General features: G+C 45.9%; 18 protein-coding genes. 8 read left to right on the top strand and 10 right to left on the bottom strand.

The genetic code is table 11. The features are described 5' to 3' along the window. The first annotated feature begins 84 nt into the window (after positions 1-84). Positions 85-1,260: a trans-sulfuration enzyme family protein gene (locus A3EU_RS0101765; protein ID WP_020534400.1), complete on the top strand. Its 1,176-nt coding sequence runs from the start codon at positions 85-87 to the stop codon at positions 1,258-1,260. Between the two features lie 114 nt (positions 1,261-1,374). Here A3EU_RS0101765 and A3EU_RS32355 read toward each other — a convergent pair whose 3' ends face one another. Genes A3EU_RS32355 through A3EU_RS32360 form a run of 3 tightly spaced genes read right to left on the bottom strand, consistent with a single transcriptional unit; the run spans position 1,375 to position 3,630 of the window. Next, a complete protein-coding gene (locus A3EU_RS32355) occupies positions 1,375-2,913 on the bottom strand; it encodes a DUF6089 family protein (protein WP_020534401.1) in 1,539 nt (512 codons plus the stop codon). An 8-nt stretch (positions 2,914-2,921) separates the two neighbouring features. Next, positions 2,922-3,287 (bottom strand): phage holin family protein, encoded by a 366-nt coding sequence (locus tag A3EU_RS0101775; protein ID WP_020534402.1) that lies wholly within the window; start codon positions 3,285-3,287, stop codon positions 2,922-2,924. A 37-nt stretch (positions 3,288-3,324) separates the two neighbouring features. Next, complete coding sequence (locus A3EU_RS32360) at positions 3,325-3,630, bottom strand: hypothetical protein (protein WP_020534403.1); 306 nt, start codon at positions 3,628-3,630, stop codon at positions 3,325-3,327. A 168-nt stretch (positions 3,631-3,798) separates the two neighbouring features. Between A3EU_RS32360 and A3EU_RS0101785 the strand changes: the two genes are divergently transcribed. From A3EU_RS0101785 to meaB, 4 genes are all read left to right on the top strand, one after another. Continuing rightward, positions 3,799-5,004 (top strand): acetyl-CoA C-acetyltransferase, encoded by a 1,206-nt coding sequence (locus tag A3EU_RS0101785; protein ID WP_020534404.1) that lies wholly within the window; start codon positions 3,799-3,801, stop codon positions 5,002-5,004. Beyond that, a complete protein-coding gene (locus A3EU_RS29055; protein ID WP_020534405.1) occupies positions 5,001-7,148 on the top strand; it encodes a 3-hydroxyacyl-CoA dehydrogenase NAD-binding domain-containing protein in 2,148 nt (715 codons plus the stop codon). The genes A3EU_RS0101785 and A3EU_RS29055 overlap by 4 nt, the downstream gene beginning before the upstream one ends. A gap of 17 nt (positions 7,149-7,165) precedes the next feature. Next, on the top strand, positions 7,166-7,942 hold the full coding sequence (locus tag A3EU_RS0101795) for an enoyl-CoA hydratase-related protein (protein WP_020534406.1): 777 nt from the start codon (positions 7,166-7,168) through the stop codon (positions 7,940-7,942). 150 nt (positions 7,943-8,092) lie between these two features. Next, on the top strand, positions 8,093-9,145 hold the full coding sequence (gene meaB / locus A3EU_RS0101800) for a methylmalonyl Co-A mutase-associated GTPase MeaB (RefSeq protein WP_020534407.1): 1,053 nt from the start codon (positions 8,093-8,095) through the stop codon (positions 9,143-9,145). A gap of 131 nt (positions 9,146-9,276) precedes the next feature. On the opposite strand, the gene A3EU_RS29060 is transcribed toward meaB, so the two are convergent. From A3EU_RS29060 to A3EU_RS0101830, 6 genes are all read right to left on the bottom strand, one after another. Then, the gene (locus A3EU_RS29060) at positions 9,277-9,813 is read right to left on the bottom strand and encodes a M23 family metallopeptidase (protein ID WP_020534408.1); all 537 of its coding nucleotides are present in this window, start codon (positions 9,811-9,813) and stop codon (positions 9,277-9,279) included. Positions 9,814-10,005: 192 nt separating this feature from the next. Then, a complete protein-coding gene (locus A3EU_RS0101810) occupies positions 10,006-11,508 on the bottom strand; it encodes a class I adenylate-forming enzyme family protein (RefSeq protein ID WP_020534409.1) in 1,503 nt (500 codons plus the stop codon). 248 nt (positions 11,509-11,756) lie between these two features. Continuing rightward, positions 11,757-12,746, bottom strand: coding sequence for a 3-oxoacyl-ACP synthase III family protein (locus A3EU_RS0101815; protein WP_020534410.1), 990 nt, complete (start codon positions 12,744-12,746; stop codon positions 11,757-11,759). Between the two features lie 89 nt (positions 12,747-12,835). Then, the gene (locus A3EU_RS0101820) at positions 12,836-14,332 is read right to left on the bottom strand and encodes a sodium:solute symporter family transporter (protein WP_020534411.1); all 1,497 of its coding nucleotides are present in this window, start codon (positions 14,330-14,332) and stop codon (positions 12,836-12,838) included. 243 nt (positions 14,333-14,575) lie between these two features. Beyond that, positions 14,576-17,116, bottom strand: a complete 2,541-nt coding sequence (locus A3EU_RS0101825) for a TonB-dependent receptor (RefSeq protein ID WP_020534412.1) — start codon at positions 17,114-17,116, stop codon at positions 14,576-14,578. A gap of 261 nt (positions 17,117-17,377) precedes the next feature. Then, positions 17,378-18,238 (bottom strand): alpha/beta fold hydrolase, encoded by an 861-nt coding sequence (locus A3EU_RS0101830; RefSeq protein ID WP_211213886.1) that lies wholly within the window; start codon positions 18,236-18,238, stop codon positions 17,378-17,380. Positions 18,239-18,609: 371 nt separating this feature from the next. Here A3EU_RS0101830 and A3EU_RS0101835 point away from each other — a divergent pair, with 371 nt between their 5' ends. Together A3EU_RS0101835 and A3EU_RS0101840 are read left to right on the top strand one after the other, a co-directional pair. Further along, positions 18,610-19,350 carry a beta-ketoacyl-ACP reductase gene (locus tag A3EU_RS0101835; protein ID WP_020534414.1) on the top strand — a complete coding sequence of 247 codons (741 nt, stop codon included), beginning with the start codon at positions 18,610-18,612 and terminating at the stop codon, positions 19,348-19,350. Between the two features lie 9 nt (positions 19,351-19,359). Next, positions 19,360-20,763: a hypothetical protein gene (locus A3EU_RS0101840; RefSeq protein WP_020534415.1), complete on the top strand. Its 1,404-nt coding sequence runs from the start codon at positions 19,360-19,362 to the stop codon at positions 20,761-20,763. Positions 20,764-21,059: 296 nt separating this feature from the next. On the opposite strand, the gene cysM is transcribed toward A3EU_RS0101840, so the two are convergent. Beyond that, positions 21,060-21,941, bottom strand: a complete 882-nt coding sequence (gene cysM / locus A3EU_RS0101845) for a cysteine synthase CysM (RefSeq protein WP_020534416.1) — start codon at positions 21,939-21,941, stop codon at positions 21,060-21,062. Between the two features lie 328 nt (positions 21,942-22,269). Here cysM and A3EU_RS0101850 point away from each other — a divergent pair, with 328 nt between their 5' ends. Then, complete coding sequence (locus tag A3EU_RS0101850) at positions 22,270-24,657, top strand: outer membrane beta-barrel protein (RefSeq protein WP_020534417.1); 2,388 nt, start codon at positions 22,270-22,272, stop codon at positions 24,655-24,657. Positions 24,658-24,729 lie beyond the last annotated feature (72 nt).

Genomic DNA, 24,729 nt, shown 5'->3' on the forward strand with positions numbered 1-24,729 from the left:
CTAAAAAGTGATCCTTTGACCTTTTTTTGTGGTCAAAAACGGAGAAAAGCCTAATTTGTCCATTCTAAATCAGCAACCAACACCATGAAGCACCTTAGCTACATCCTCAATCACTTAGGAGAAAACAGGAAGGACTACTTTGGGGCCGTCTCTCCGCCGATTATCCAATCCAGCAACTTTGCCTATGATCGGTTAGAGGATTTTCGCAATGCTTTCGTAAGTGAATTCGATAGTCACCTTTATACCAGAGGCAACAATCCTACCGTAAAAATCTTGCGCGAAAAACTGGCTGCACTAGAGGGCACCGAAGAAGCGCTCGTTTGTAGTAGTGGCAGTGGTGCCATAGCAGCTGCGGTGCTGAGTCAAGTGCAACAAGGCGACCATGTGGTCTGTGTAAATGCCCCTTACTCCTGGACAAAAATTCTACTAACGGACTACCTCCCCCGCTTTGGCGTCACGACAACCTTTGTTGATGGGAAATCTATCGAGGCCATTGCCGCTGCAATCCAGCCCAATACCAAAGTACTATACCTGGAAAGCCCCAACTCCCTCACTTTTGAGTGTCAGGACTTGGCCGCTTGTGCTGCTCTGGCTCAGCAGCATGGGCTTACCTCCATGATTGACAACAGTTATGCCTCTCCTATTTTCCAACGCCCCCATGAACTGGGCATCGATATTGTGATTCATTCCGGCACCAAATACCTCAACGGGCACAGCGATGTAGTGGTAGGCGTCATTTGCGGAAGCAAAGAAAAAATTCAACACATCTTCTATCGCGAATACATGACACTGGGGCCAATCATTAGCCCCAATGATGCGTCTCTGGTTATCCGCGGCTTGCGCACGCTGGAACTACGCATGAAGCAAAGCGACCAAAGCGCACAGCTCATTGCCCAACGACTAACAGAACATCCCAAGGTAAAATCAGTCTTACATCCACTCCTGCCTGCCTTCCCACAATACGAACTCGCCAAAAAGCAAATGAGTGGCGCTGGCGGCTTGTTTTCAGCCCATTTTGCAGCTACCAGCCTAGAAAGTATGGAGCGGTTCACCCACGCCCTTTTGGACAGCAAGCGCTTCAGCATGGCCGTAAGCTGGGGAGGACATGAATCACTGGCCTTACCCACCGCCGCCTTTTATGGCATTCCTGGCCGCACAGATAGCCCGATACCTTGGACACTTGTTCGTTTTTATATCGGTCTAGAAGATCCCGAATGGTTATGGCAGGGACTGGAAGAAGCGATGGGGTATATTGAATGAGGGAGAGATTAAAAGATACTAAGTACTTTGTACAAGGTACTTGGATTTTGATTGCCTTTAGGCTAAAGCCTACCAAATACAAAGTACCCAATACCTCGTGCGGTGAGAATCACCCTAATACCCCTCCAACCTAAAGGCTACCCTTTGGTGTTCTGTAGCAAAATTGGCATTCATTAGGGGTTCGCGGTTGCTATGCCCACGCACAGTGAGTTGTGGCAAAGGCACACCACTATCGAGCAGGTAACGCTTGACCCTTTCGGCACGTAGCTGGCTCAGATAGCCGGGAGCATCCTCTCGGTCTTCGCTATCGGCATGGCCATTGATAAACAGGCGATAATTGGGGTGTTGTGTTAAAAAAGCAACCATTCGATCAAGAAGCATAAAGTTGGTAACATCAGCGCTATTGGTTCTGAAAAGCAGGGTTTGCTGTTCCAGTAACTGAGCTTCTTCAATGGTAGAAGCCGTCCGCGGGCAGCCGCCTTGATCAAAATAACCGAACGTATTAGGGCAAGCATCTTCATCATCCTCTATCCCATCGCCATCCGTATCTGGACAACCTTGAAACAAAGGGATACCGTACTTCTCAGGGCATCGATCATCCTCATCCAGTAAGCCATCAAGATCGGTATCTATCGCCGGACAGCCTCTCCGATCCTTGGTTCCGGCCAATAATGGGCAATCGTCGATATGATCTTGCACACCATCGTTATCAGTGTCTTTAGGAGGGCAGCCCAAAGCTTCGGGCGGCCCCGCAATGGCTGGACAGCGGTCGTAAGGATCAGCCGTACCATCACCATCCGTGTCCGGACAACCGCTGAAAAACGGGTCGCCTGCCGCTAGAGGGCAGCGGTCATCACTATCACGTATGCCATCGCCATCTGCATCAGGGCAGCCGCGCGTGTCAGCTGGGCCAGGTTTTAACGGGCACAAATCATCCACGTCGGCAATGCCGTCTTCATCAATATCAGAGAGGTAACCAAAATGCAACTTGGCCTCTAGGTAAAGCTGGCCATAACGATCCTTGTCATTTGGGTTCCCGGAAGCACTTACACCATCCAAATAATCGGTTTCTGTAAAGGTGTATAACATTCCCGTTCCTAGCCCCAATGTCTTTGTAATCTGATAGGACAGCCCAATACGGACCGGAATGATCAAGGCGGGCTCAAGGACCTCTATTTCCAGGTCATCTTTGATCAAATCGGCCAGCTCCAAGTGGGTGTTGTCCAGCAAATAAGCCTCCGGTGAATAAAAAACAAGCCCCGCACCAATCCCTACCTCCGGCTGTAGTCGGTGACGACCAAATAGAAAAAAGCGTGTCGTAAAAGCAATGTCTTTAAAGGAAGTTTTGAATTCATAATCCCTGGCCAACCGGTAGGCGTCTGCTGTATAGAAGCGATCAGCACCCGACAATTCACCGATATGCCCTTGCAAGCCAAAGGACCAAAGATCACTGGGGCGATAGTGTAAACTAGCGCCCCAGGTATTGGAATTTCCACGAAGAGACCCAAAGCCTTCTCGGCTAACATCTCCCTGGTATATTGTTTGACCACCACTTGCGCTAAACAACCATTTGGCTTGCTGCTGCCCAGCTACTGGGCTAATAAACAGCAGTAAAAGCAAAACCAAACCAAACAATCGCGACAAGTGATTCATACGTTTAACTAAGAAAAGTGTAAAAACACATTTGCTACTGCAACAAAAACAGCCATCAAAAGTGCCCAGCTAAAGCTTTTAATAGTAAAGCCTTTTAAAAAATGCGCAGCAATCATCAAAACGACGGCATCGACCACCAAGCTAAACAAGCCGAGCGTGATCCAACGGAGCGGTGTCGTAATAAAATCAAGAAACGCCCCAAGAGTCGCATTCAGTATAGCCAATACAAAAGCTACAATCACGGCACGAGTAAAATCCTCGATGTCTACACCATTTAGTAAATAGGCAGCTCCCATCAGAACCAATGCCATCAAAAGGACTTTGATTAAAAAAGAGCCCAGTCCGGCTTGTGCAGCAAGAAGTATAATCGTCATAGTCTTAAGGTTTTTAGTTATAGAATATAATATAAACTTAATTCCCCCATTTCTGGCGGGTAGAACTGCTGCTTTCTTGTTCTTTAAGTGATCCTTCCAGCTCTTTTATTTTCTGCTTCAACTCACGGTTCTCTTTTTTCAGCTTTTCTATTTCTTGCTGAGGATCATACGTAGAAGAAGATTTAGAAGACGAGCTGCTTGTCTTTCCATTCATCATTCCTTTTACCTCTGCAATAGGATCTTTACCTTGAATATAAAGCGCACCACCATAAGCTAGTGGAACCAGAAAAATAAGGAACAAGAGTAAGCGTGCAAAAGGAGTCAGTTTAGTACGTGTGGCCATAGATTGAATTATTTATGCCAAAAATAATAGAATTGTAACGCAAAGCACATAATTATCTACCAGCATTGATTTAAAAAGGATAGAAGGCTCCCTTCAAGCTTGGACGACACTGCTTCATTGGCTATCTTGCGGCAAAGAAAAAAGAGTAGCTGAAGCTCCCCCACCAATATGAAAGACGTCTTTATTTATGATGCCCTCCGCACGCCCCGCGCCCATGGCAAAGCACGCGGAGCGCTTTACGAAGTAAAACCGGTGCATCTACTGGAGGTAGCCCTGAGGGCTCTTCAGCACCGTCATCAATTCCAAGCTTCTGATATAGATGATTTAATCATTGGTTGTGTCACGCCCATCGGTGACCAAGGCTTTAATATTGCCAGAACAGCCTTGTTGGAAGCAGGCATGTCTGCCGCCAATGGCGGTATGCAGATTAACAGGTATTGTACCTCAGGCTTAGAAGCCGTCAACTTGGCCGCCGCCAAAATAGCTGCAGGCTGGGAAGAACTTTCCATCGCTGGAGGTACCGAAAGCATGAGCCGCGTCCCTATGGGCAGCGATGGTGGGCCTCTCCTCAATGATCCTGGTGTTTTTATGACGCAAAACTACCTGCCACAAGGGGTTGCTGCTGATCTGATTGCCACCATGGAGGGTTTTCAACGAGAGGAACTCGATGCTTACGCTGTACAATCACACCAACGAGCAGCTGCCGCCCAAACGGCTGGCCATTTCCAACCTAGCATTGTACCTATTTGTGATGCCAACGGCCTAGCTATTCTCAAACAGGACGAAACCATCCGGCCTGAGACAAGTCTCGAACAACTGTCCAGACTACGGCCTTCTTTTGCACGCCTTGGCGACCAAGGCTTTGCAGCAATGGCCCTACATCGTTATCCAGAAGTTGAAAAGGTTCATTACCTGCATACACCAGGCAACTCTTGTTCTCTTTCTGATGGTGCGGCACTCGTTTTACTGGGCAACGAAGCTAAAGGAAAAGCCCTCGGACTGAAGCCAAGAGCGCGAATTCTGAGTTGTGCAACCGTTGCTGTTGACCCAACGATCATGCTCACGGGGCCGGGGCTAGCTTCAGAAAAAGCATTAAAAATCAGCAAGCTAAAAGCTAAAGACATCGATTTGTGGGAATGCAACGAAGCCTTTGCAGCAGTAGTACTAAAATTTCAGCGCGATCTGAATTTGAACGATGATCAACTCAATGTAAATGGTGGAGCAATAGCCTTGGGACATCCCCTTGGAGCGACAGGCGCCATGCTCCTGGGAACAATGCTTGATGAGCTTGAAAGAAGAGATTTAAAAACCGGACTAGTCACCCTCTGCGCTGGTGCAGGCCTGGCAGTGGCTACCATAATCGAACGCGTATGATCCGGCTAAAAAAAGATACCGCTAACATTGTCACCATCATCTTCGATATGGAAGATCGGGAAGACAATGTTATCAACCATGAGATTACAGATGCTTTCCTGCCCGTTATCAAACGCCTACAGGAAGAAAAAGCCAAAGGGCAGCTCAAGGGCGTCATCCTTACTTCTAATAAAAAATCATTCCTCTCTGGCGGTGACTTGGGCTACCTTTATGGTGCCAACGATCCCGAAGAGCTTTTTCAAGAAGCCGAAAAGCTTAGTCGCTTTTTCCGAGATTTGGAACGCCCCGGTGTCCCCGTTGTTGCAGCCATTGCAGGCAATGCACTGGGTTCAGGTTTTGAAGTAGCCCTCGCTTGCCATCATCGCATTGTCCTCGATGATCCGCGAGTACGTGTGGGTATCCCCGAAGTCAATCTGGGGCTTATGCCTAGCGGAGGAAGTATCGTACGTATGATGTGGCTCCTCGGTATTGAGAAAGCCTACCCTGTTCTTACTTCTGGCCGGCACTACTCTCCTCAAGAAGCCCTGAAAGTGGGTATTATTGATGATTTGGCCAGCACCAAAAAAGAATTAATAGAAAAAGCAAGAGCCTGGCTCCTCTCCCACCCTTACTGGCACCGCCCTTGGGATCAGGAAGGTGAAACTATTCCCGGAGGCACCGCCCAAGATCCTGCTTTGATTGAACGCGTACGCGCTACGGCAGCTGAATTAGCGGCAGCAACCTACAACAACTCCCCTGCTAAGCGTACTATCCTCAATGTATTGGTCGAAGGCTCAAAGGTAGACTTCCCCACCGCTTGCCGCATTGAAAACCGCCGCTTCGCCCACTTGGTCTGCTCCAGTACGGCTAAGAATATGATCAGCACTTTCTGGATGGATTACCACTCCATCAAAAAAGGAATAAGCAGACCTAAAGGTTATGGCAAATTTCGGGTACGCAAGGTGGGTATCATTGGTTCCGGGCGTATGGGCTCAGGCATCACACTCTCCTGTATTCAAAACGGACTTTCTGTTGTCCTTAAGGACGTAAGCAAAGCCATTGCCGAGCGCGGGCGCGAGTACGTTAGCCAACGCATTGACGAACTCATTCGGGAAGGCACCTTTCATCCTACGGAGAAAAAGGAGATCATGGAGCGCTTGGTTACCACAGAAAAAGCAACGGATTTTGCAGACTGTGATATCGTCATCGAGGCGGTTTTCGAAAACCAACACCTCAAGCAAAAGGTCACCCGTGAAGCAGAAGAGCAACTGGATAACTATTCAATTATTGGTACCAATACCGTGTCTATTCCCATTGCTGAGCTGGGCAAAGCACTGCGCCGACCACAAAATTACGTAGGGCTTCACTTCTTTCCGCCAGCAGAACGCGTCCCCTTAGTTGAAATCGTCGCTGGAGCTGATACTTCCGATGAAACGGTTGCTCGTGCTATCGACTTTGTACAAAGAATTATTAAAATCCCCATTGTTGTAAAAGATGTCTGGGGCTTCTATGCCGCACGGGTTCAAAACACCTATATCCTTGAAGGCATCAGTATGCTCAAAGAGGGCTACGCTCCAGCTTTGATCGAAAATTCTGGTCGCCAACTGGGCTTACCTAATGGGCCACTAGAGTTAGCTGATGCAATGGGTTTACAACTCGTACTCAAGTACGAAGAGCAAGCGGCCATGCACTATGGTAGCAACTACGTACAGCACCCTTCCGTGAGTGTTCTTAAAACCATGATCGAAGACCTGGAACGTACTGGCCGTACCAAGAAGTCCGGCTTCTACGAATATGACGAGGAAGGCAATAAGGTTCTATGGAACGGGCTACATGAACACTGGGCACCAAGCAAGACCTCCTATGATCGTAAACGACTCAATGAACGATTACTCTTTGCCCAGGTGATCGAAGCTTTATGGTGTATGCACGAAGGTGTTATCACTTCCGCAGCGGCAGCTAACCTAGGTAGTGTTTACGGCTGGGGTTTCCCCAAAGAGACCGGCGGCGTTATTCGGTTTGTCCAAAACTATGGCGTAGATAATTTTATGGCGCAAGCCAAAGTATACCACAAGGATTATGGCCAGCGTTTCCGCCTACCCAAAGTATTAAAAAACATGATTACCGAACCTAACTTTCAACTAGCCAAAGCGGCAGTTGAGTAAAAATAAAACCACCCTTCATGGATCCCATTCTTTTTGAAATTAAAAACCAAGTTGGTTGTATTACCCTCAACCGACCTCAGAAGTACAACAGCTTTACCCGCGAATTGGCCCTCAGTATGCAAGCAGCGCTAAAGCAATGCGCTGACGACGAAAATATTCGGGCAATTCTAATTACTGGTGCAGGCAAAGCCTTCTGTGCTGGCCAAGACTTGGGGGAAGTCACCCAAGAGGAAGCCCCCGGCCTTAGTAAGATCATTTCTGAGCACCTGAACCCTATCATCCGCCTCATTCGAGAAACAGAGAAACCCTTCGTCGCGGCAGTCAATGGTGTTGCCGCCGGAGCAGGAGCGAATGTTGCATTGGCTTGCGACATTACCGTAGCGGCCGAATCAGCAAGCTTCATCCAGGCTTTTAGTAAAATTGGCTTGATCCCTGATAGCGGTGGCACTTTTTTCCTACCTCGCCTGATAGGCCTTCAACGCGCAACCGCCTACATGATGTTGGGCGATAAAATAAGTGCAACAGAAGCTGCTCAGGTAGGCATGATTTACAAAACATTACCCGATGAAGGCTTCGAAAAAGCAACCTTCGACCTCGCTCACAAATTGGCAGAAATGCCAACCACAGGCCTGGGACTCACCAAACGCGCACTAAATCAATCCTTGAGTAACGACCTAAACAGACAGCTGGAAATCGAAGATCAAATTCAATCTACAGCCGGGCAAACCGCAGACTATAAGGAAGGGGTACAAGCATTTATGGAAAAGAGAAAACCCGTTTTTACAGGTAAGTAACAAGCTTCTAGATAAGGCGCTCCGACGCGCAAGTGTAGCAGTAATTACAAAATAAGCGCGCCGGGCGCCTGTTATTTGTTAAACGCCTGGGAGCTATGATGGTCATCCTACAAAGTTTACTTTAATAGACATTTAACGTATTTTAGCAATATGGCTAAAAACACTTCCTCCAAACCAGAACCAGACCGGCTTCCTGCCAGCATCAACCCTCGGTTGCGGCAGCGGCAGCGGCGGGATTATCCGGCCAGTCACTACCTGGAAGGGATTCTGGCTGGAGATAGCGTTTTACTCAGCCAGGCCATCACGCTAGTAGAAAGTACCCGCTTGGCCGACCAGCGCAAAGCGCGTGAAATTGTAGAAGGGTGTTTGCCTCATAGCGGAGCTTCCTTTCGCCTTGGCATTACGGGGGTTCCCGGAGTAGGTAAGAGTACTTTTATTGAGACCTTTGGATTGGCGCTCGTCGAAGCAGGCAAAAAAGTGGCTGTACTCGCCGTTGATCCCAGTAGCCAGCTCACCCACGGCAGTATCCTTGGTGACAAAACTCGCATGGCGCAATTGTCATTACAAGTCGATGTTTTCATCCGCCCCTCCCCTGCTGGTGAATCACTAGGCGGTGTCGCCGCCAAAACCCGTGAACTTATTCTATTGTGTGAAGCTGCAGGCTATGATTTTATTATTGTAGAAACGGTAGGCGTCGGGCAGTCAGAAGNAGCGGTCTACAAACTCACCGATTTTTTCTTACTGCTCCTTCTTCCCGGTGCTGGCGACGAACTCCAAGGTATCAAACGTGGCGTCGTAGAAATGGCCGACCTCATCGCCGTCAACAAAGCCGACGATGATCGGCGTATTCCGGCACAACAAGCACGCGCAGCCTACCAACGAGCGCTCCACCTTTTTCCGCCAAAAAACAGCAACTGGATCGCCAAAGCACAAACTTGCTCGGCTATCACCGGCGCAGGCATCCCCGCCATTATCGAAGAACTAGAGGATTTTCAAACTCTCACGCATGATAACGGCTTCTTCCTACACAACCGCCAGGAACAAGCCATCCACTGGTTTCAGCAGCAGCTCCGCCAACGTATCCTCGACCAGTTTTTAAAACCTGCCGACCATCAAGAAAGGTTACGAAAATTAGAAGCCGCTATCCGTGCAGAAGAACTCTCCCCGCAGGCTGCGGTAGAGGCTTTTTTCAATAATTCTTGACCACCAAAGTTAAATTCGTGAATTTAACCTACCAGTAGGTGCCTTTGGTGGTTAAAAAAGAAAAACCTTATATGTCCTTATAATCCCTCATATGGTTCAAAAATCTCCGGTGCCTTTGGTGGTTAAAAAAATCACCGCGCATTTTCCAACAACGGCATTGGATCGACCGCCGTGCGGGCCTTACCCACGAGAATCTCGAAATGCAGATGAGGGATCGTTTTACTTGCATTACCGCTATTCCCTACCGTCGCTATCTCCTGTCCGACACTCACTTCGTCGCCGTCTTTCACCAACCAGTCTTCCAGGTGTGCATAAAAATACTGCACACCGTCCGAGCCGCGCAGATAAAGGGTTCTTCCCCCGTTACCGCCTTCTTTTATGGCTTCAATATGACCATCAATGACTGCCAAAACTGGCGTATGCCTGGGCGCTTTTATATCTACGCCCTGATGAGTACGACTCTTGCCGCGAGCGTCCCCAAAATGGCTGATGATATTCTCCAAGCTATGGCCCTGCACCGGAAACCTTAAACCTTCCGAAGAGGTGATCTGCTGTTCAGCGCCTTGCTCAAATTCTTGCTCTGCCACCGGGGTGTAAGGATCAAAAAACTGTGTCCCTACAATCCAGATAAAAACCACCGGTCCTACCCATCCGAATAACTTATTCATAAGCGATTATTTAAGAGCTTGTTGGGTACCATAACGGCAATTTGGCCACAATTATTTGCTTAATATGCCTCACCTCCTGTTAAAATGCACTGCCTTCCAGGGTGTTTTGGATGGTTCAAAATCTTAAGTGCCTTTGGTGGTAAAAAAAGAAAAACCTTATATGTCCTTATAATCCCTCATATGGTTCAAAAATCAAAGCCCCTTAAGCGTTTTCCGATCAATTTTCCCTGTATCATTCTTGGGCAGTTCCTTCAAAAACCGGAAAGACTTCGGCACCTTAAACTTTGCCAAGTGCCCTTTGCAATAGTCACTTAAAGCTGTTGCTGTCACCTCATCATCGGCATTTAATACCACAAATGCACACCCTACTTCGCCCCATTTCGCATCGGGCACTCCAATGACGACCGTCTCCGCAACTGCCGGATGATTCAACAGCACCCGCTCTACTTCAGCAGGATATACGTTCTCACCACCGGAAATAAACATATTCTTGATGCGGTCTTCCACATAAAAATAGCCCTCCTCATCCTCACGGACCCGGTCACCAGTACGGAACCAACCATCTACAATAGCTTTGCCCGTAGCTTCGGGCTGTTCCCAATAACCGGGAGTAACCATCGGGCCACGGAGAAGTAATTCACCTCCCGTATTAGGTGGTACTTCTTCTCCCTGCTCGTCCACGATTTTTGTTTCTACATAAAAATTAGACCTCCCTATCGATCCTTTTTTACGGATAGCATCATCTTGGTGCAGGCTAGTAAGGTTGGGGCCCACTTCCGTCATGCCATACCCTTGCCGGATAGGTACCCCCTGCGCTTGCCAGCGCTCAATCAGCGGAATGGGCATAGGTTCACCCCCAACAATAATATAGTGTAAATGACTAAAATCGGTCTTTTCAAAAGCCGGTTCATCAGCCATCATTTTCAGCATCGTGGGTACTCCCATAAAAACGGTAGCCCGCTCTTTTTCCAATAATTCTAGAACGGTTGCAGGCTCAAACTTCTTCAACAAACAGCTGTAACCGCCATGATGCAAGAAAGGGGTCGTGAGCACATTCCACCCACCAGTATGGAAGGGCGGCATGCAATTTACCGTGCGGCTTTCCGTGTTTACCAGCAATGACAACGACGTATTGATGCTGTTCCAAAACAACATTTTATGGGTATAAATAGCGCCTTTGGGGAAACCCGTAGTTCCGGAGGTATAAAGGATAAACACAGGGTCATCATCCGCTATCTCTGCTCCAGGATCACGTGCATCTTCCGGTTTGATCGTGGTTTTATCACAATAGTCGGCCAAAGTCTCCATCGACCACTGATGCGCGATTTTATTTATGCTGGCACATTGCCGCATATTTGTCCAAAAACGTTCCTCCGTAATGACCAAGGCCGGACGGGCATTCTCCAACAGGTAATCAATCTCCTGATTTGCCAACCGATAATTGAGCGGCACCAGAATGAGGCCCATCTTCTGGGCAGCGACAAACAAGAGGATGTACTCAAGGCTGGTTTCTGCCAGCACCGCAACCCTATCCCCTTTTTGTAAGCCCAGCGTATTTAGAAAATAATGAGCCAGCCGATTTCCCAGTCGGTTCAGTTCGTCATAAGTAAGCGTTTGTCCACTGGTATATGCTTTTACAGCTTCTTTTTGAGGTTGATACCTGGCCCATTTGGCGGCCCAATCATATTGGTGCATTCATCTATTATTTTCATTAACTCAACTTTCGGCGAATGCCGAAAGTCGTAGAGCCTGCCTGACTAGTCGGACAGGGAGTTTTTGGTAGAAGGTATAGGGATGTAAATACGCTAGTGGTCTTTAATTACCCAACATCACATTTTTTCCTTAAAATTGGAATTGCCTAACTTTTCGCGATCCCTATACCATCTACCCTAGGAACGCGAAGCGGACCGCATCCTTCTACAGACTTTCGCCGAAAGTCTAGATCAAAGCTGAAACGCCGCACTTGCAAAAGCGAGTCCGCCGCCCGAGCCGACAAAATACACCAGATCGCCAGATTTTACCAACTCTTTCTCCCAGGCATCATTGAAGGCCATCGGAATACAAGCTGATCCTGTATATCCATAATGATGCATGATAGTATGCGCCCGTTCCCTTGGCACTTCCAGAAGATCTAGCGTTTCCCAAATCGCATTGATGTTGATTTGAGTGATAAAAAACTGATCTACCTTTTCCACTGGAGTTGTCGTCCGTTCCCCGAGGGTACGGATCATTTGACTCCAAATTTTGGGATTTAATTCTTTAGGAAACTTACGGACGAACTGTAGTTGGTGCTCATGCCGACCTATCATCTCCGCATTAACCGGCTGGTGGGTGCCACCACCATAGATGCCCATCCACTCGTTATATTCACCTTTGGTAATAAGCTCACTAGAGAGAAAGCCCAAGCCTTCTTGTTCTGTTGCCTGAAGAAGGACGGCACCGGCACCATCAGCAAAGAGTGTAACGGTCTTTTTGTCCTCCATATTCAGGTACTTACTCATGGCGTAAGCCCCAATTATCAAGACGTTTTTGTAGTGCTCATCTGCCCGAATATACTTAGCACCAATGTCAAGCGCAGTGACAAATCCAGCACAGGCCGTATTGATATCAAAGGTACCCGCCCGATCAGCACCAATACGATGCTGTACGACCGAAGCCGTAGAGGGAGATACAAATTCTGGTGTATCTGTTGAGATAATAATCAAATCCAATTCGCTGGCGGCTACGCCTGCCCGCTCAAGGGTTTGCAAAGCTGCTTTCTCGGCAAGGTCAGCCGTACTTTCATCGGCAGCACACCAGCGTCGTTCGTAGATTTTTACATTTTCTTCCAACCAGGTACTGACGTCAACGCCCAGCAACTCATCGAAATATTTGTTAGGAACAACCCGTTCAGGAGCGTAAGCACCGCAGGCGGCAATGGTCGCGTTGCGCATGATATATATTTAGAGAAGTAAGGAATGGCTAAAGGCATTTTGGAGGGCAACAGGTAATCGCTTACCTGTTACTAATTCCAAGCACGTTATTAATTCTTCACCTCTGACTTTTTTAAAAATTGATGTCCAATTAGTGTCGGGAAGACACTGAAAATTATCGCGAAGGCAGCAGTCAAACCAGGGTTGGCAAAAGCCAGGGTACTCGTTGGAAACAACTGTTCTCCGAAAAAGAATAAACCAAAGTGAATAGTTAGCGCTAATACGGACATCGTCCATACCAGTCGCAAATTTGGGGTTTTATACAACACCCCTGCAAGTAATGGCGGCACGGCAGCCAGTACAAGCCCGTAGACCCCTACTTGGCCAAAAATCCCCAGCAACTTTGGGGGATAAAGCGCCACCAGGAATACCGCAACCGCCATTATTATTAGCACCAGATGGCCAGCACGCATAGCAAGTCGCATTTGTTCTTTGGGATTACGGGTGCTCTTACCTCTGGAAAAGATATTGAGCACCAAATCATTAGCGGTTATCGTTGAAATCCCTACCAGTAAGCCATCCAGCGTAGACATAGCTGCAGCCAATAAGACCACACTTACGATCGTAAATAGCCAGTCGGGAAAGACCTGTTGCAGGTAAACCGTCATCACTAAGTCTTGGCGAAAAGCTCCTGTCGTTGTATCCATAAGGGCTTCGGGAGGTACCGCTACATGCGCCCAAAAACCAGCTAATAACAAAAGTGAAAAGAGTAAAAACACGACGCTAAAAACCAGAATGTAACGCAGCACTGCCTTGTCTGATTTTACGTAAAGTGCTTTGGTAAGAATGTGCGGTTGACACACCAATGCTCCTCCGATTAGAAAACCAGCAACGTACGTAGAAAACCAATCGTTGAACAATTTACTTTCAGGGTTGACCCAAGCGAGTAAATTAGCGTCTTTGGCTTGTAACACAGCGGTTATATCGCCACCTTCCAGGTATAACTTCAGGCCACTCCACAATACCAATGCACTCACGATAATCATCAGAAAACCTTGAAACATATTGGTAAAAACGTGGGCATAGGTTCCTCCATAAAGCACGTAACCCGTTACAAAAACCAGCGTAATCACTAGTGCCACCACATTGGATACACCTAATAATTTTTGCATAACAATCGAAATTCCCCCTACCAGTAAAACCACAAAAGCTACTGCCAGAAGGTTGATTACCGCAAAATACAGCGAGAAGTCTCTGGAGCCATATCGTTTCCCTATCCAATCTGGAATCGTCAGTGCTCCGGCGGCTTCACCAATGCGGCGAAACTTAAAGGAAAGCACACACAACATGGTCACAAACCCCAGGTAAACACTGATTCCCAGGTGCATAAACCCAGCCAAGCCATCAACATAGACAAAGCCCGGGTTGATAATAAAAGTGGCTGCTGAAGCCGTCGCTGCCGCAAGGGTAACGCCCACCTGAACAGGAGACAAATCACCCTTTCCAATCGCAAAACTTCCGAAGTCATCGGTTTTGCGGTGCCCTAGCCAACCAAGGTAAGCGGTGCCAAGAAGGTAAATAGCGAAGAGTATCCAGGCCAGTGTCATGTCTTTTGTTTAGAGAGAAAGTGCATTGCGGAGAGCAGGTCTTTTTATGACTTCACTCCCCGCAAGCTATCTTTCCACATCAGTTTAGGGAGTTCGCAAAAAATAATCTACACATCTTCCTACAAATTTTGCTTTATCCATCATCAGATTTTACTTGCGTAGCCCGCTATGCTGCGAAAAATCTGATTTGTCTAAAGAATAATTTGCTACGTCCTTTGCGTAGATTATTTATTTCCTCATCCCTTATTTCTTCGCCGGAATATTGTATACCAATTCTAAGGTATAAATACCGCGAGTAGGCGCTGCTGCTGTAAATTCACGTAACTCCTGATTGAACAGGTTAACCGCAGACAAATTCACCCGGAAATTATCCGTAATATGATAACCTACGTTCAGGTCAACCGTAAAGAACCCACCAAGAGGGCCATAATTGTACGAATCTGAACCTCTGGCATCCTCTACAATAGGGCTTCCTCTCCAAGTCAATGGGTTTCCTTCGTCATCGGTCAGCGTTTCAGAAGCAATCTGGAAACTAGAGAAATAGTTGTATTTCTCTACGTAGCGACCGTAAGCACCACCATAGAACTTATCCCCGTTGTAGTTGAGGCCCAGCCCGAAGCGGTTGTTAGGAGCATTTACCAAGATATCCAGGAAGTTAACCGTACCGTTACGGTCAAAGTCATTAGCCAGGTCGTCTTCATCAAACGTGTAATCGAAGTACGAATAGTTGACGTAAGCATTCAATTCTGGCGTAATGTAGTAATTCAGGTTCAGGTCAAAACCGTAAGTATTCACCTGGCCAAAATTCACGTAAGTAGCAACAAGTCCTTCCAAGCCAATAGCCGCATACAGGTCATACAAAGCATCAGCCTGTACTTCCCGTAGTGGTGTTTTGCCACGGCTGGTAGCAAAGAAAGTGGTTACAGGGCTGAGGAAATCTTCACTGATATTGTAGTACGTATTAGCGTCGATAAAGAGCTTGTTCTTTTTCAATTGTCCACGGTAGCCTAGCTCAAAAGTTTGCAGTTTCTCAACACTTTGAGCCTCCAGACGGCCACCACCTACAAGGTCAAAACCTTCAGCGTTTCCGAGGATCAAGCCGTTGAACAGGTTGCCAAACATATTGAGGATTGTAGGGGAAGCGATACCCTGTCCGTAGGTCAGGCGCCAAGTTCCCATATCTCCAATTTTCAGTAGACCAAACTTAGGTACAAAGTTAAACTCGTACACATCATGGTAATCGGCACGCGCCGCAGCCAAAGCTTTCCAACCACGGTTGAAATCGTAAGTCAAGTGAGCATAAGCACCGTACTGATTTACTACAATATCTTCTCCGTTGTAATATTCATTGAGTTCATTTTCAATCAGGTAAGTCCCCAAACTATTGGCACGATCCTGCTGCCACTGAGCACCAGTGATTAACTCCAGACTACCAAAACGGTTATTGTATTGAATTTCTGAATTCCAACGATCAGAGGCATCTTTGAAAATAGCACCGGTAGAGTAAGACTGCGCACCACGTGCTTCAGCATCACTTAAGCCCAGTACATCGATACCAGTGTAGTAAGCTTTGGTACGATCATCAATCGAATAAGTATCATCGGTTTTACTTTGCGTATAAACAGACTGGATGAAGAAATTCTTGAAATTCAGTCGTAGCTGGGTGTAGAAAATCTGCCAGTCGATGATTTGGTTACGCCCTACGTTGGTAGGTGAAAGGTAGTTGCTGTTACTGTAACCCGTATTAAGAATGATATCAAAATCTTCTTTTGGGGTAAAGTAAAATGCACCTTCCAAGCGCGTTGCATTCACATCAGGATTAAGTTCAAGTTCTTCCCAACCTTCCTTAACTCCATCTGCACCAGCATAGTCAGGAGAACCAATCAAATTACCATTAGCATCCTGACGATCAATGTAAACAGAATCCGCAAAATCGAATTCTGTAGCAGCTGAGTATTCGCCCATCAATTTGAAGGCAAACTTGTCACTAACCACTTGTGCATGACGCATACGAGCCGAGTACAACGGATTACCGTCGCCATTTACCCCTGCATTGAGGGCGATCGTGGTTCCAGCTGAAGTACGAGGATCTTTGGTAATGATATTCAACAAGCCATTGTGCGCATTCGGCCCATAAAGCGTTGAGTTGGGACCAAGAATGATCTCTACCCGCTCAATATCCTCTTTGATGGTCGTATTCAATGGCCCCAAAGGCAGGCCGGTAGCCACTAAGCTAGAGAAGCGGCTATCGGTAACCTGCAGGTTTTTGGAGTTAAAGTTGGAATTGAATCCACGAATGTTAAAAGCTGGTGCAGCAATACCTGCACGGAAATATTCTACCCCTTTCTGACGGGCAACCAATTCAGCAGGGCTTCCTGCAAATTGTTCGATTTCGCGAGCAAAGATCGTCTCGATAGTTGCTGCACTTTCGGTTAATTTTTCGGGCCGCCGGCTACCGGAAACCACCACCATATCCAGATCAGTACCTACACCTAGCCGAAAATTAAGGGTAACCTTTTCATTGGCACTCACTGTAATTTCCTCCACTTCGTCTCGGAAGCCAATGTAACTGGCCATCACTTTGTAGGTTCCAGGATCAACCATCATTTCATAGTTGCCGTCAATGTCTGTCACAGCTCCCGCTGGATTCCCTTGTACAGTAAGGTTTGCACCAATAAGTGCTGTTCCCTCATCATCCGTCACTTGTCCGGATATCGTGGCTTTTTGCCCCATGGCATAGAGGGCAGCGCCACAAAAGATCAAAAGCGTAAATATTCTTTTCATGAAGCTCAAGTATTTAAAGACTTACGAAATTATTCCACTAAAAACCTCCTTATGATAAAACCCTGTTCTACAGGAATAGCAAAAGAAGAACTTTTATTCTGGTGGTGAATTTAGAGAAGCCTTGTTGCTTTTAAATCCTCTGTTCATTTTCAAAAACCATTGACTGAAACTAGTAAAACCCTACTACAATCCTTTCAACATACTTATTTTCAGTCATTTAATCACACTAAAAAAAGCATTGACTTTATTAACCAACTTTACTCATTTGACTGTAAAAGCAGAAATGAGATTATTCAATTCAGCAGCTTGCTCCCATTGAACGAAGTGCCCTGCCGAAGGTAAAATAGCAAGTTGACCTTGTGGAATTTCATCTACTCCAGCCTGAGCGACCTCTCTAACACTCAGTCCTGGATGTAAAAACTTATTGGGAATTAAGCCATCATTTTCACCAAAAACTACGAGCGTTGGCAACTGTATTTCTGATAACCGATCAAAAACAGGCTCCATCAGCATAGCATTCACACACTGTGGAATCATCTCACAGTAGGCTTCGTAAGCTGGTGATGCCTTCAGTTCCATGCGATTAGCTATCATAAAACGAGCATCCTCCGGCATGTCGAAAAAATTCATCTCAAAATTTCGAACAATCTGAGCATCAGGAGTCGCTTTGACCACTGCAGGAGTTACGAAAGTTGCGAACCACTGCTGCTGCTCGGGAGTAAAAGTTTCGAAGCCAGCAGGAGCCACCAGAACCAACCGAGTAATTTCTTCCGTATTTTTCAGCACCGTATGCATGGCTATTTGCCCTCCCATACTATGCCCCACCAAGGTCACCTCTTTTAATTCTAGTTGCGCAACAAAAGCCGCTATTGTTTCTGCAAAAAAATCCATACTATAAGGGTACTCTCCATCATCGGACTTGCCATAACCCGGAAGGTCTAAAGCAATACAACGGTGGGTGAGTTGCAAGCTATCAAGGTTTTTATACCAAGCTTGCAGGTTGCTGCCTAACCCATGTATAAATAGTAACACCGGCCCTTGGCCTTCATCTACATAAGCAATTTGAAGACTATCAAAAAGGGTAACTTCTTTTACGGGGTATACATATTTCCAACTTTCCATAGCGGAGTCTTTACTTGATAAGTCCTGCCCAAAAAGAAAAGAAGACAGGCTAATTAGAATAAAAAAAACAGTCCATCGAATGAGCATAAATGATTGTTTTATTAGGGGAAATAAATTTTCACCCATATAAAATTAGGCGAATAAGGCATATGCAAAATCAAAACCAAAAAGTCAACACCAGTTTAAAAGACATATAAATTCTTAATAAATAGACATTTATAAAATACTCTATCTCCAAAAACTATAAAAGTCAATGCAAAAAATTAATTTGCAGTATAGAAGGCCTTCCTTTTCAGCACCTAAATTTGAGAATTCTCTGACATTTTATGTTGTCAGAGAAAAAATTAGAGAAATAAAAAACAGAATAATTCATGCGACTAAAAGATAGAGTAGCCATTATTACTGGCGGTGCACAGGGGATTGGAAAAGCCACAACCCTCAAGTTTGTCCAAGAAGGTGCAAAAATAGCTATTTGGGATATCAACGCTGAGAAGGGAGAAGCATTCGCACAGGAACTACAAAACGAGGGACATACCGTGCATTTCTTTCAGGTAAACACGGTAGATGCCGCAGCAGTAAGTGCGACAGCTAAAGCCGTATATGAAGCTTTCGGCCAAATTGATATTCTGATCAACAATGCGGGAATCACCAGAGATGCTACCTTACAAAAAACGACCCCAGAACAATGGCAACAAGTACTGGATGTCAACCTCACTGGCGTTTTCAACTGTACACAAGCTATATATCCTTACATGAAAGAAGCAACTTACGGCCGCATTGTCAATGCCTCTTCTGTAGTAGGCATTCAAGGTAATTTTGGACAGAGTAACTACGTAGCCACCAAGGCAGCCGTCATTGGCCTAACCAAAGTCTGGGCGCGAGAGTTTGGCAGACGGGGCGTAACTGTTAATGCTGTAGCTCCTGGTTTTATCGCGACCGAAATGGTCAACACCATTCCAGAAAGCATTCTTGATGGCTTCCGAGCCAAAACGCCACTCAACCGCTTAGGCACCCCCGCTGAAGTTGCTAATCTTTATGCCTTTCTGGCCTCGGAGGAAGCATCTTTCATTACCGGAGCAACCTATAGCGTAGATGGTGGTGTAAGAATATAAATTTGTCCTATGCGTAGCAAACTCAGCAAATTCACGGCTTTCACCAATACTTTACTGCCCCATGAAACGCAGTACTTACTCTCCGTACAGCGCTTTGAGGACGAAGAACGCCTGCTGATTTTGCAACGCATTGACCACAATGCTCATCACATTGATCAATTTACAGAGTATGATCTCCGTATTGATAAAAGAAAATACAACCACTTACAGAATTGGATTGAAGATCGATTACGCAGTGCCGATGTTGATGAGCAGTTAAAGTGGATGCTGACAACTGAACAGCAGATCCTTACAGACAATATCCTTATCGAACAGGAGAAGCGCTTGCTCAAACTAATTCGTACAGACCAACAACCCGTCTATTTCAACACCTTTTACGAACTGGCCGAACACTATCGACATTTTTTACTCATAAGACTGCGCTACCACGACCATCAGCTTGTTGATGAATACCTAAAAAGGCATAAAGATGCCTATGCGCAATCGAAAGAAATTCACGAACAGCTCCACAAAGCAACACTAGACATTGTAGGCCAATACGATGGCCAACAAGCGGAATCCCGACAATGGGAACAATGGCTTGCTACTGTTTTCCACAATGAGCAACTTGACTGGCACTTGCGGTATCTTGCCTTACTACGCTTGACTTTTCTATGTTACAACTACCGTAAATATGACCTCCTCCGGGAAAAATTTTCCTACCTGGAAAAGCAATTCTTGGCAGGTACCTATTACTCCCGGCGCCTGCTGCTCAATTATTACAATACTCAACTCATGCTCCACTCCCACTATCGAGAGTATGATCAAGCGGTCTACTTTGGCTACCTGAGTATTCGCGCCCAAAATCACGACTACCCGCTGTATGTCAACAACCTATGCGCTGTATTGCTTCGATTAAAACGTAATGAAGAAGCATTAGAGCTCATGAAAAAAGCCGCACCTGCGGTTAAAAAAACTACCAATTTCCATAACCGTATTGGCTTTGTTGCTTTTTATATGGAAGCCCTCAACAAAAACGGTCTATTTCAAAATGCAGAAAGCTATGGCAATATTTTCCTTCGGGCTTACGCAAAAGAAGTCCTTCGCTATCGCTGGCATTTGTTTTTTTCCGTTTATCTGGAATCCTTGCTCCATCAGGAAAAGTATGATAAAGTATTGAAAACAGAGCACAAGTACCGGCTCCTACAAAGGGATAAAAAGTACGAGAACAACGCCAACTACCAAGCTACGATCCCTTTATTTATTGGCTTAGCTCAACTAAAAGAAGGCCATCTTAAGAAAGAGGAATTTGCAGATATCATTCAGCACCTAAACAACAAATACAGCAATGACGAGCAAAAGCTTTCTAATCTAAAGAAGCTGATTAAACAGATGATAGAAAGAGCACCAGCGCTGAAGTACCTAATCAAGTAAATGTTTTATTTGAAAATAAAACAAATTTTAAGTATTAAAATCCACAATTTTAGCTATCTTTACAGACAGTTACAGGTAAAATGACAACTATCTGTACAAATCAGAGGTCAACACCCCTGCGGTCAACAGGGATAATCGAAGTTTTTTTTGCGATTGCTGGCTGCTTCTTTAGAAGAAGCAGATGATAGCGCACGCCCTATATGGTCATTTGGCTCGAGGGCGGTTTGGCGGATCGGACAAATGGGTGGGACCCTCCCACTTGAGGGTGCTATACCAACTACTTCCCTAAATATCCTTTATGAGAAAACACCACTTGACAGATATCGATCTCCTCGATCACAAATAATACACACGATCAGGCCTTCTTCTAAAGTCTCAGCCAATTTCGCAGCCGCGGCTACTGCTCCTCCACTACTCATCCCGCTAAAGATGGCCTCTTCCTGAGCTAGGCGACGCATGGTTAATTGAGCTTCTTCTTGACTTACATCTATAATTTGATCAACACGTTCCGACTCATAAATTGCAGGTAAAAATTCCGGCGACCAGCGACGAATGCCTGGGATTCTCGAGCCATCGGTAGGTTGCACACCTACTATCTTAATGTTCTCATCTTGTTCTTTCAGATACCGAGAGGTCCCCATAATCGTGCCCGTCGTGCCCATACTACTAACAAAATGGGTAACCTGCCCTGCGGTATCGCGCCAAATTTCAGGGCCTGTAGAACGGTAATGCGCACCCCAATTATCATTATTGGCGAACTGATTGAGCATTAGGTATTCGCTTCCCTGAGCCAACTCTTCGGCATATTCACGACTGTATTCTATCGTCTTCTTCGCGGGAGTTAGAATTACTTCAGCACCATAAGCTTCCATGGTTTGTACCCGCTCGACCGTAGAGTTTTCGGGCATAACCAGGGTAATAGGAATACCGAATACTCGGGCAATCATGGCCAACGCAATACCCGTATTTCCGCTGGTCGCTTCTACCAACCTCATCCCCTCACGTAACTCCCCTCGGTCAAGTGCTCCTCTGATCATCCCGTAGGCTGCCCGGTCTTTCACACTCCCTCCAGGGTTTTGCCCCTCTAGTTTTCCAAATACACGCACACCCGGTTTCTGGATGATAGACGTAATTTCTACCAATGGTGTTTTCCCAATTAAATCAATTATACTTGCCATAAAAGAGCATCTTTTTTTGAACACCCAGCGTCTTCCGGGGTAATTAAAGCGACGTTGCAACCATCCTAATATACGTTTGTCTTTGCCTACGACCACCTACACATACGAGTAGGTAGACTAATCCAAAAGTTTACGTTTAAAACAAATATTAGCCATTTTATCCACTTTTTCTCCCCTTTCGGCGGAATTTATAGTGGTAGGCTCGCATCATTCGCATCTTTGTAATGTATTCCTTGACACCTAGACCCCTTAAATAGTTCACCTGACACATAAGATTCTTGCTCGACTCACTATTTGTCGCCTAAGAAAAAATTGAAAACCGACTGTTATGACTTATTACACCCGACTTTGCGGCCTATTGGTCGCTAGCATGTTTAGTTGTGCTCTTATGGCTCAATCCGGTAACATTACGGGCCAACTCCTAAACCAGGACGGAAAAGCTGCCGATTTCGCCAACGTCCTATTATTACAAGCCTCCGATTCTACCCTTGTCAAAATGGAACTCTCTGAGGAGGACGGCAGCTATGAATTTCGTTCTCTCGATCAAGGAGAATACCTAATCAAGGTTACCGGTATTGGTTATGACGATCATTTCACAGCTCCTTTTTCTTTAGCAAATAAAGAACGAAAGGTTGTCCCTGTCATTACTTTGGAAGTATTGGCAACTGTTCTTGATGCGGTAGAAGTTGTCGCTCGAAAGCCACTGTTAGAGCAACGAGCAGGTAAATTGGTCGTAAATGTCGACCAGAGTATTACCGGACAAGGCGGTAGCGTTACAGACTTACTAAAAAAGGTTCCTGGCTTAGTTGTTGTTAATGACCGCGTCTCTATGGCAGGGCGCAACGGCGTAACCATACTCATCGATGGTCGGCCAACTAAATACATGGATATCCAATCTGTCCTCAATGAAATGCCCGCTGATAATATCGCCAAGATTGAAGTCGTCACCCAGCCAGGTGCGGCCTATGATGCAGAAGGTACGGGGGGAATCATCAACATTATCCTAAAGAAAAATGCGCTGTACGGAACAAATGGAAGCGTAACAGCTGGCTTTGGTTATGGAGAACTCGCCAAATACCGCATTGGCACCAACCTTAACCATCGCACTGGCCCATGGAACCTCACTTTTGCTACAGGTTACAACAATCGTACCTGGATTGAACGACTAGATCTCACCCGTGTCCTGGAAGATCGCACCTATGTACAAAACAACTACGAACCAGGGAATCCGCACTCTCTTTATTTAAACATGGGGGCAGATTATGATATCAATGCAAATCATCGGGTAGGAATCTCCCTTAATTCCTATCGCAGTGACAATGATCGCACCAGTGAAAACACCACTACTATACTAAGCAACGAAGGGAACGAATTGGACAAATTTACCACTCGCAATATGCAGGATCGCTTTTGGCGCTCTTATACTACCGATGCTTTCTATCGTTGGCAGATTGACACAACCGGCCAGGAACTCAATTTTGACATCAACATGGCTGATTACCGCCGTGAGGTTACTGATATGCTGATGACAACTGGCGAAAATTTCGATGACCGTCAGAATCAGACGCCAGCCAACACCCGTATTTACGCTACTCAAGTTGACTACAAACTCCCCATCAACGATCAAATGCGTTTTGAGGCCGGCGCAAAATTGAGTGCAACACGTCTCGACAACGAATTACTGGCCACTGTAAGGCTGAATGACGAATGGGTAAATGATCCATTATTGTCAAACAAGTTTAATTACGAGGAAGATATCTACGCCGCCTACGTCAACCTTTCCTACACCAAAGGCGAATATGATGCCAACTTCGGACTCCGCTATGAAGATTCCCAAGCCTCCGGCTACAGTGCAACCTTGGACAGTACAATCAATCTTAATATTGCTAAGCTCTTCCCCAGTTTAAGCCTAACCACTCCTTTCATAGGGCCGTTAGGAACAAGCATTTCCTATAGCTACCGGATTGAACGACCAGGATATTTTGACCTCAATCCTTTTGTCAGCTACCTCGATCCGTTGACTTTTTCCAAGGGCAACCCCTTCCTGGTGCCTGAGCTCACTCACACCGGGCAGTTCTCCTTGACCTACGAAAAACAACCTTTCTTTAATCTGTCTTATGACTACACCAAAGATGTACTCACCGAAGTCATTGAACAAAATGATGAAACAGGAGAAGCCTTTCAAACAGATATCAACCTAGACAAATACATCCGCTACGGTGGTAGTCTGTTTTTCCCACTTGACTTTATTGCAAAACCTATTTCTGGTTATGGTGGAATAATGGTTTTCTACCATGATTATCAAGCAGAATATCTCAATGCAGATTACCTCCAAAATCAGTGGACAACAAATGCATTTTTGCAAGTAAATGTAAGCCTACCTCAGGATTGGAAATTGGAAGTAACTGGATGGATGCAGGGAGCAGGCTTGGATGGTATTATTAGACATGAAACCTTCTACGGTTTAGACGCTGGTATTCAGAAGAAATTCTTCGATAATAAATTACGTATCCAACTGAGTGTTGATGGTATTGTTCAGAAATTTTTCGAAGGACGAGTGGATTATGCCAATCTTGATTTCGATCTGACCAGCAGCTGGGAAGCCCCCGTCTTTAACGCCCGAGTAACGTACAACTTTGGTAACCAAAGCCTTAAAAGTCGCGAAAGACGCGAGTCTTCCTCCGACACGGAACGTAATCGTGTAAACGGAAACTAAAATTTAGATCGCTGTAATATAATTAACATGAGTCATCCCGAATTTTAGTCGGTTTTGACAAAAAAGGCCTTT

Source organism: Lewinella cohaerens DSM 23179 (genome assembly GCF_000379805.1).
Taxonomy (GTDB): domain Bacteria; phylum Bacteroidota; class Bacteroidia; order Chitinophagales; family Saprospiraceae; genus Lewinella; species Lewinella cohaerens.

Coding starts and splice junctions, on each gene's coding strand:
- A3EU_RS0101830 (WP_211213886.1), bottom strand. CDS start 18,238: ATGGAAAGTTGGAAATATGTATACCCCGTAAAAGAAGTTACCCTTTTT.
- A3EU_RS32360 (WP_020534403.1), bottom strand. CDS start 3,630: ATGGCCACACGTACTAAACTGACTCCTTTTGCACGCTTACTCTTGTTC.
- A3EU_RS0101835 (WP_020534414.1), top strand. CDS start 18,610: ATGCGACTAAAAGATAGAGTAGCCATTATTACTGGCGGTGCACAGGGG.
- A3EU_RS0101785 (WP_020534404.1), top strand. CDS start 3,799: ATGAAAGACGTCTTTATTTATGATGCCCTCCGCACGCCCCGCGCCCAT.
- A3EU_RS0101840 (WP_020534415.1), top strand. CDS start 19,360: ATGCGTAGCAAACTCAGCAAATTCACGGCTTTCACCAATACTTTACTG.
- A3EU_RS0101825 (WP_020534412.1), bottom strand. CDS start 17,116: ATGAAAAGAATATTTACGCTTTTGATCTTTTGTGGCGCTGCCCTCTAT.
- A3EU_RS0101815 (WP_020534410.1), bottom strand. CDS start 12,746: ATGCGCAACGCGACCATTGCCGCCTGCGGTGCTTACGCTCCTGAACGG.
- A3EU_RS29055 (WP_020534405.1), top strand. CDS start 5,001: ATGATCCGGCTAAAAAAAGATACCGCTAACATTGTCACCATCATCTTC.
- A3EU_RS32355 (WP_020534401.1), bottom strand. CDS start 2,913: ATGAATCACTTGTCGCGATTGTTTGGTTTGGTTTTGCTTTTACTGCTG.
- A3EU_RS0101820 (WP_020534411.1), bottom strand. CDS start 14,332: ATGACACTGGCCTGGATACTCTTCGCTATTTACCTTCTTGGCACCGCT.
- A3EU_RS29060 (WP_020534408.1), bottom strand. CDS start 9,813: ATGAATAAGTTATTCGGATGGGTAGGACCGGTGGTTTTTATCTGGATT.
- cysM (WP_020534416.1), bottom strand. CDS start 21,941: ATGGCAAGTATAATTGATTTAATTGGGAAAACACCATTGGTAGAAATT.
- A3EU_RS0101765 (WP_020534400.1), top strand. CDS start 85: ATGAAGCACCTTAGCTACATCCTCAATCACTTAGGAGAAAACAGGAAG.
- A3EU_RS0101850 (WP_020534417.1), top strand. CDS start 22,270: ATGACTTATTACACCCGACTTTGCGGCCTATTGGTCGCTAGCATGTTT.
- A3EU_RS0101795 (WP_020534406.1), top strand. CDS start 7,166: ATGGATCCCATTCTTTTTGAAATTAAAAACCAAGTTGGTTGTATTACC.
- A3EU_RS0101810 (WP_020534409.1), bottom strand. CDS start 11,508: ATGCACCAATATGATTGGGCCGCCAAATGGGCCAGGTATCAACCTCAA.
- A3EU_RS0101775 (WP_020534402.1), bottom strand. CDS start 3,287: ATGACGATTATACTTCTTGCTGCACAAGCCGGACTGGGCTCTTTTTTA.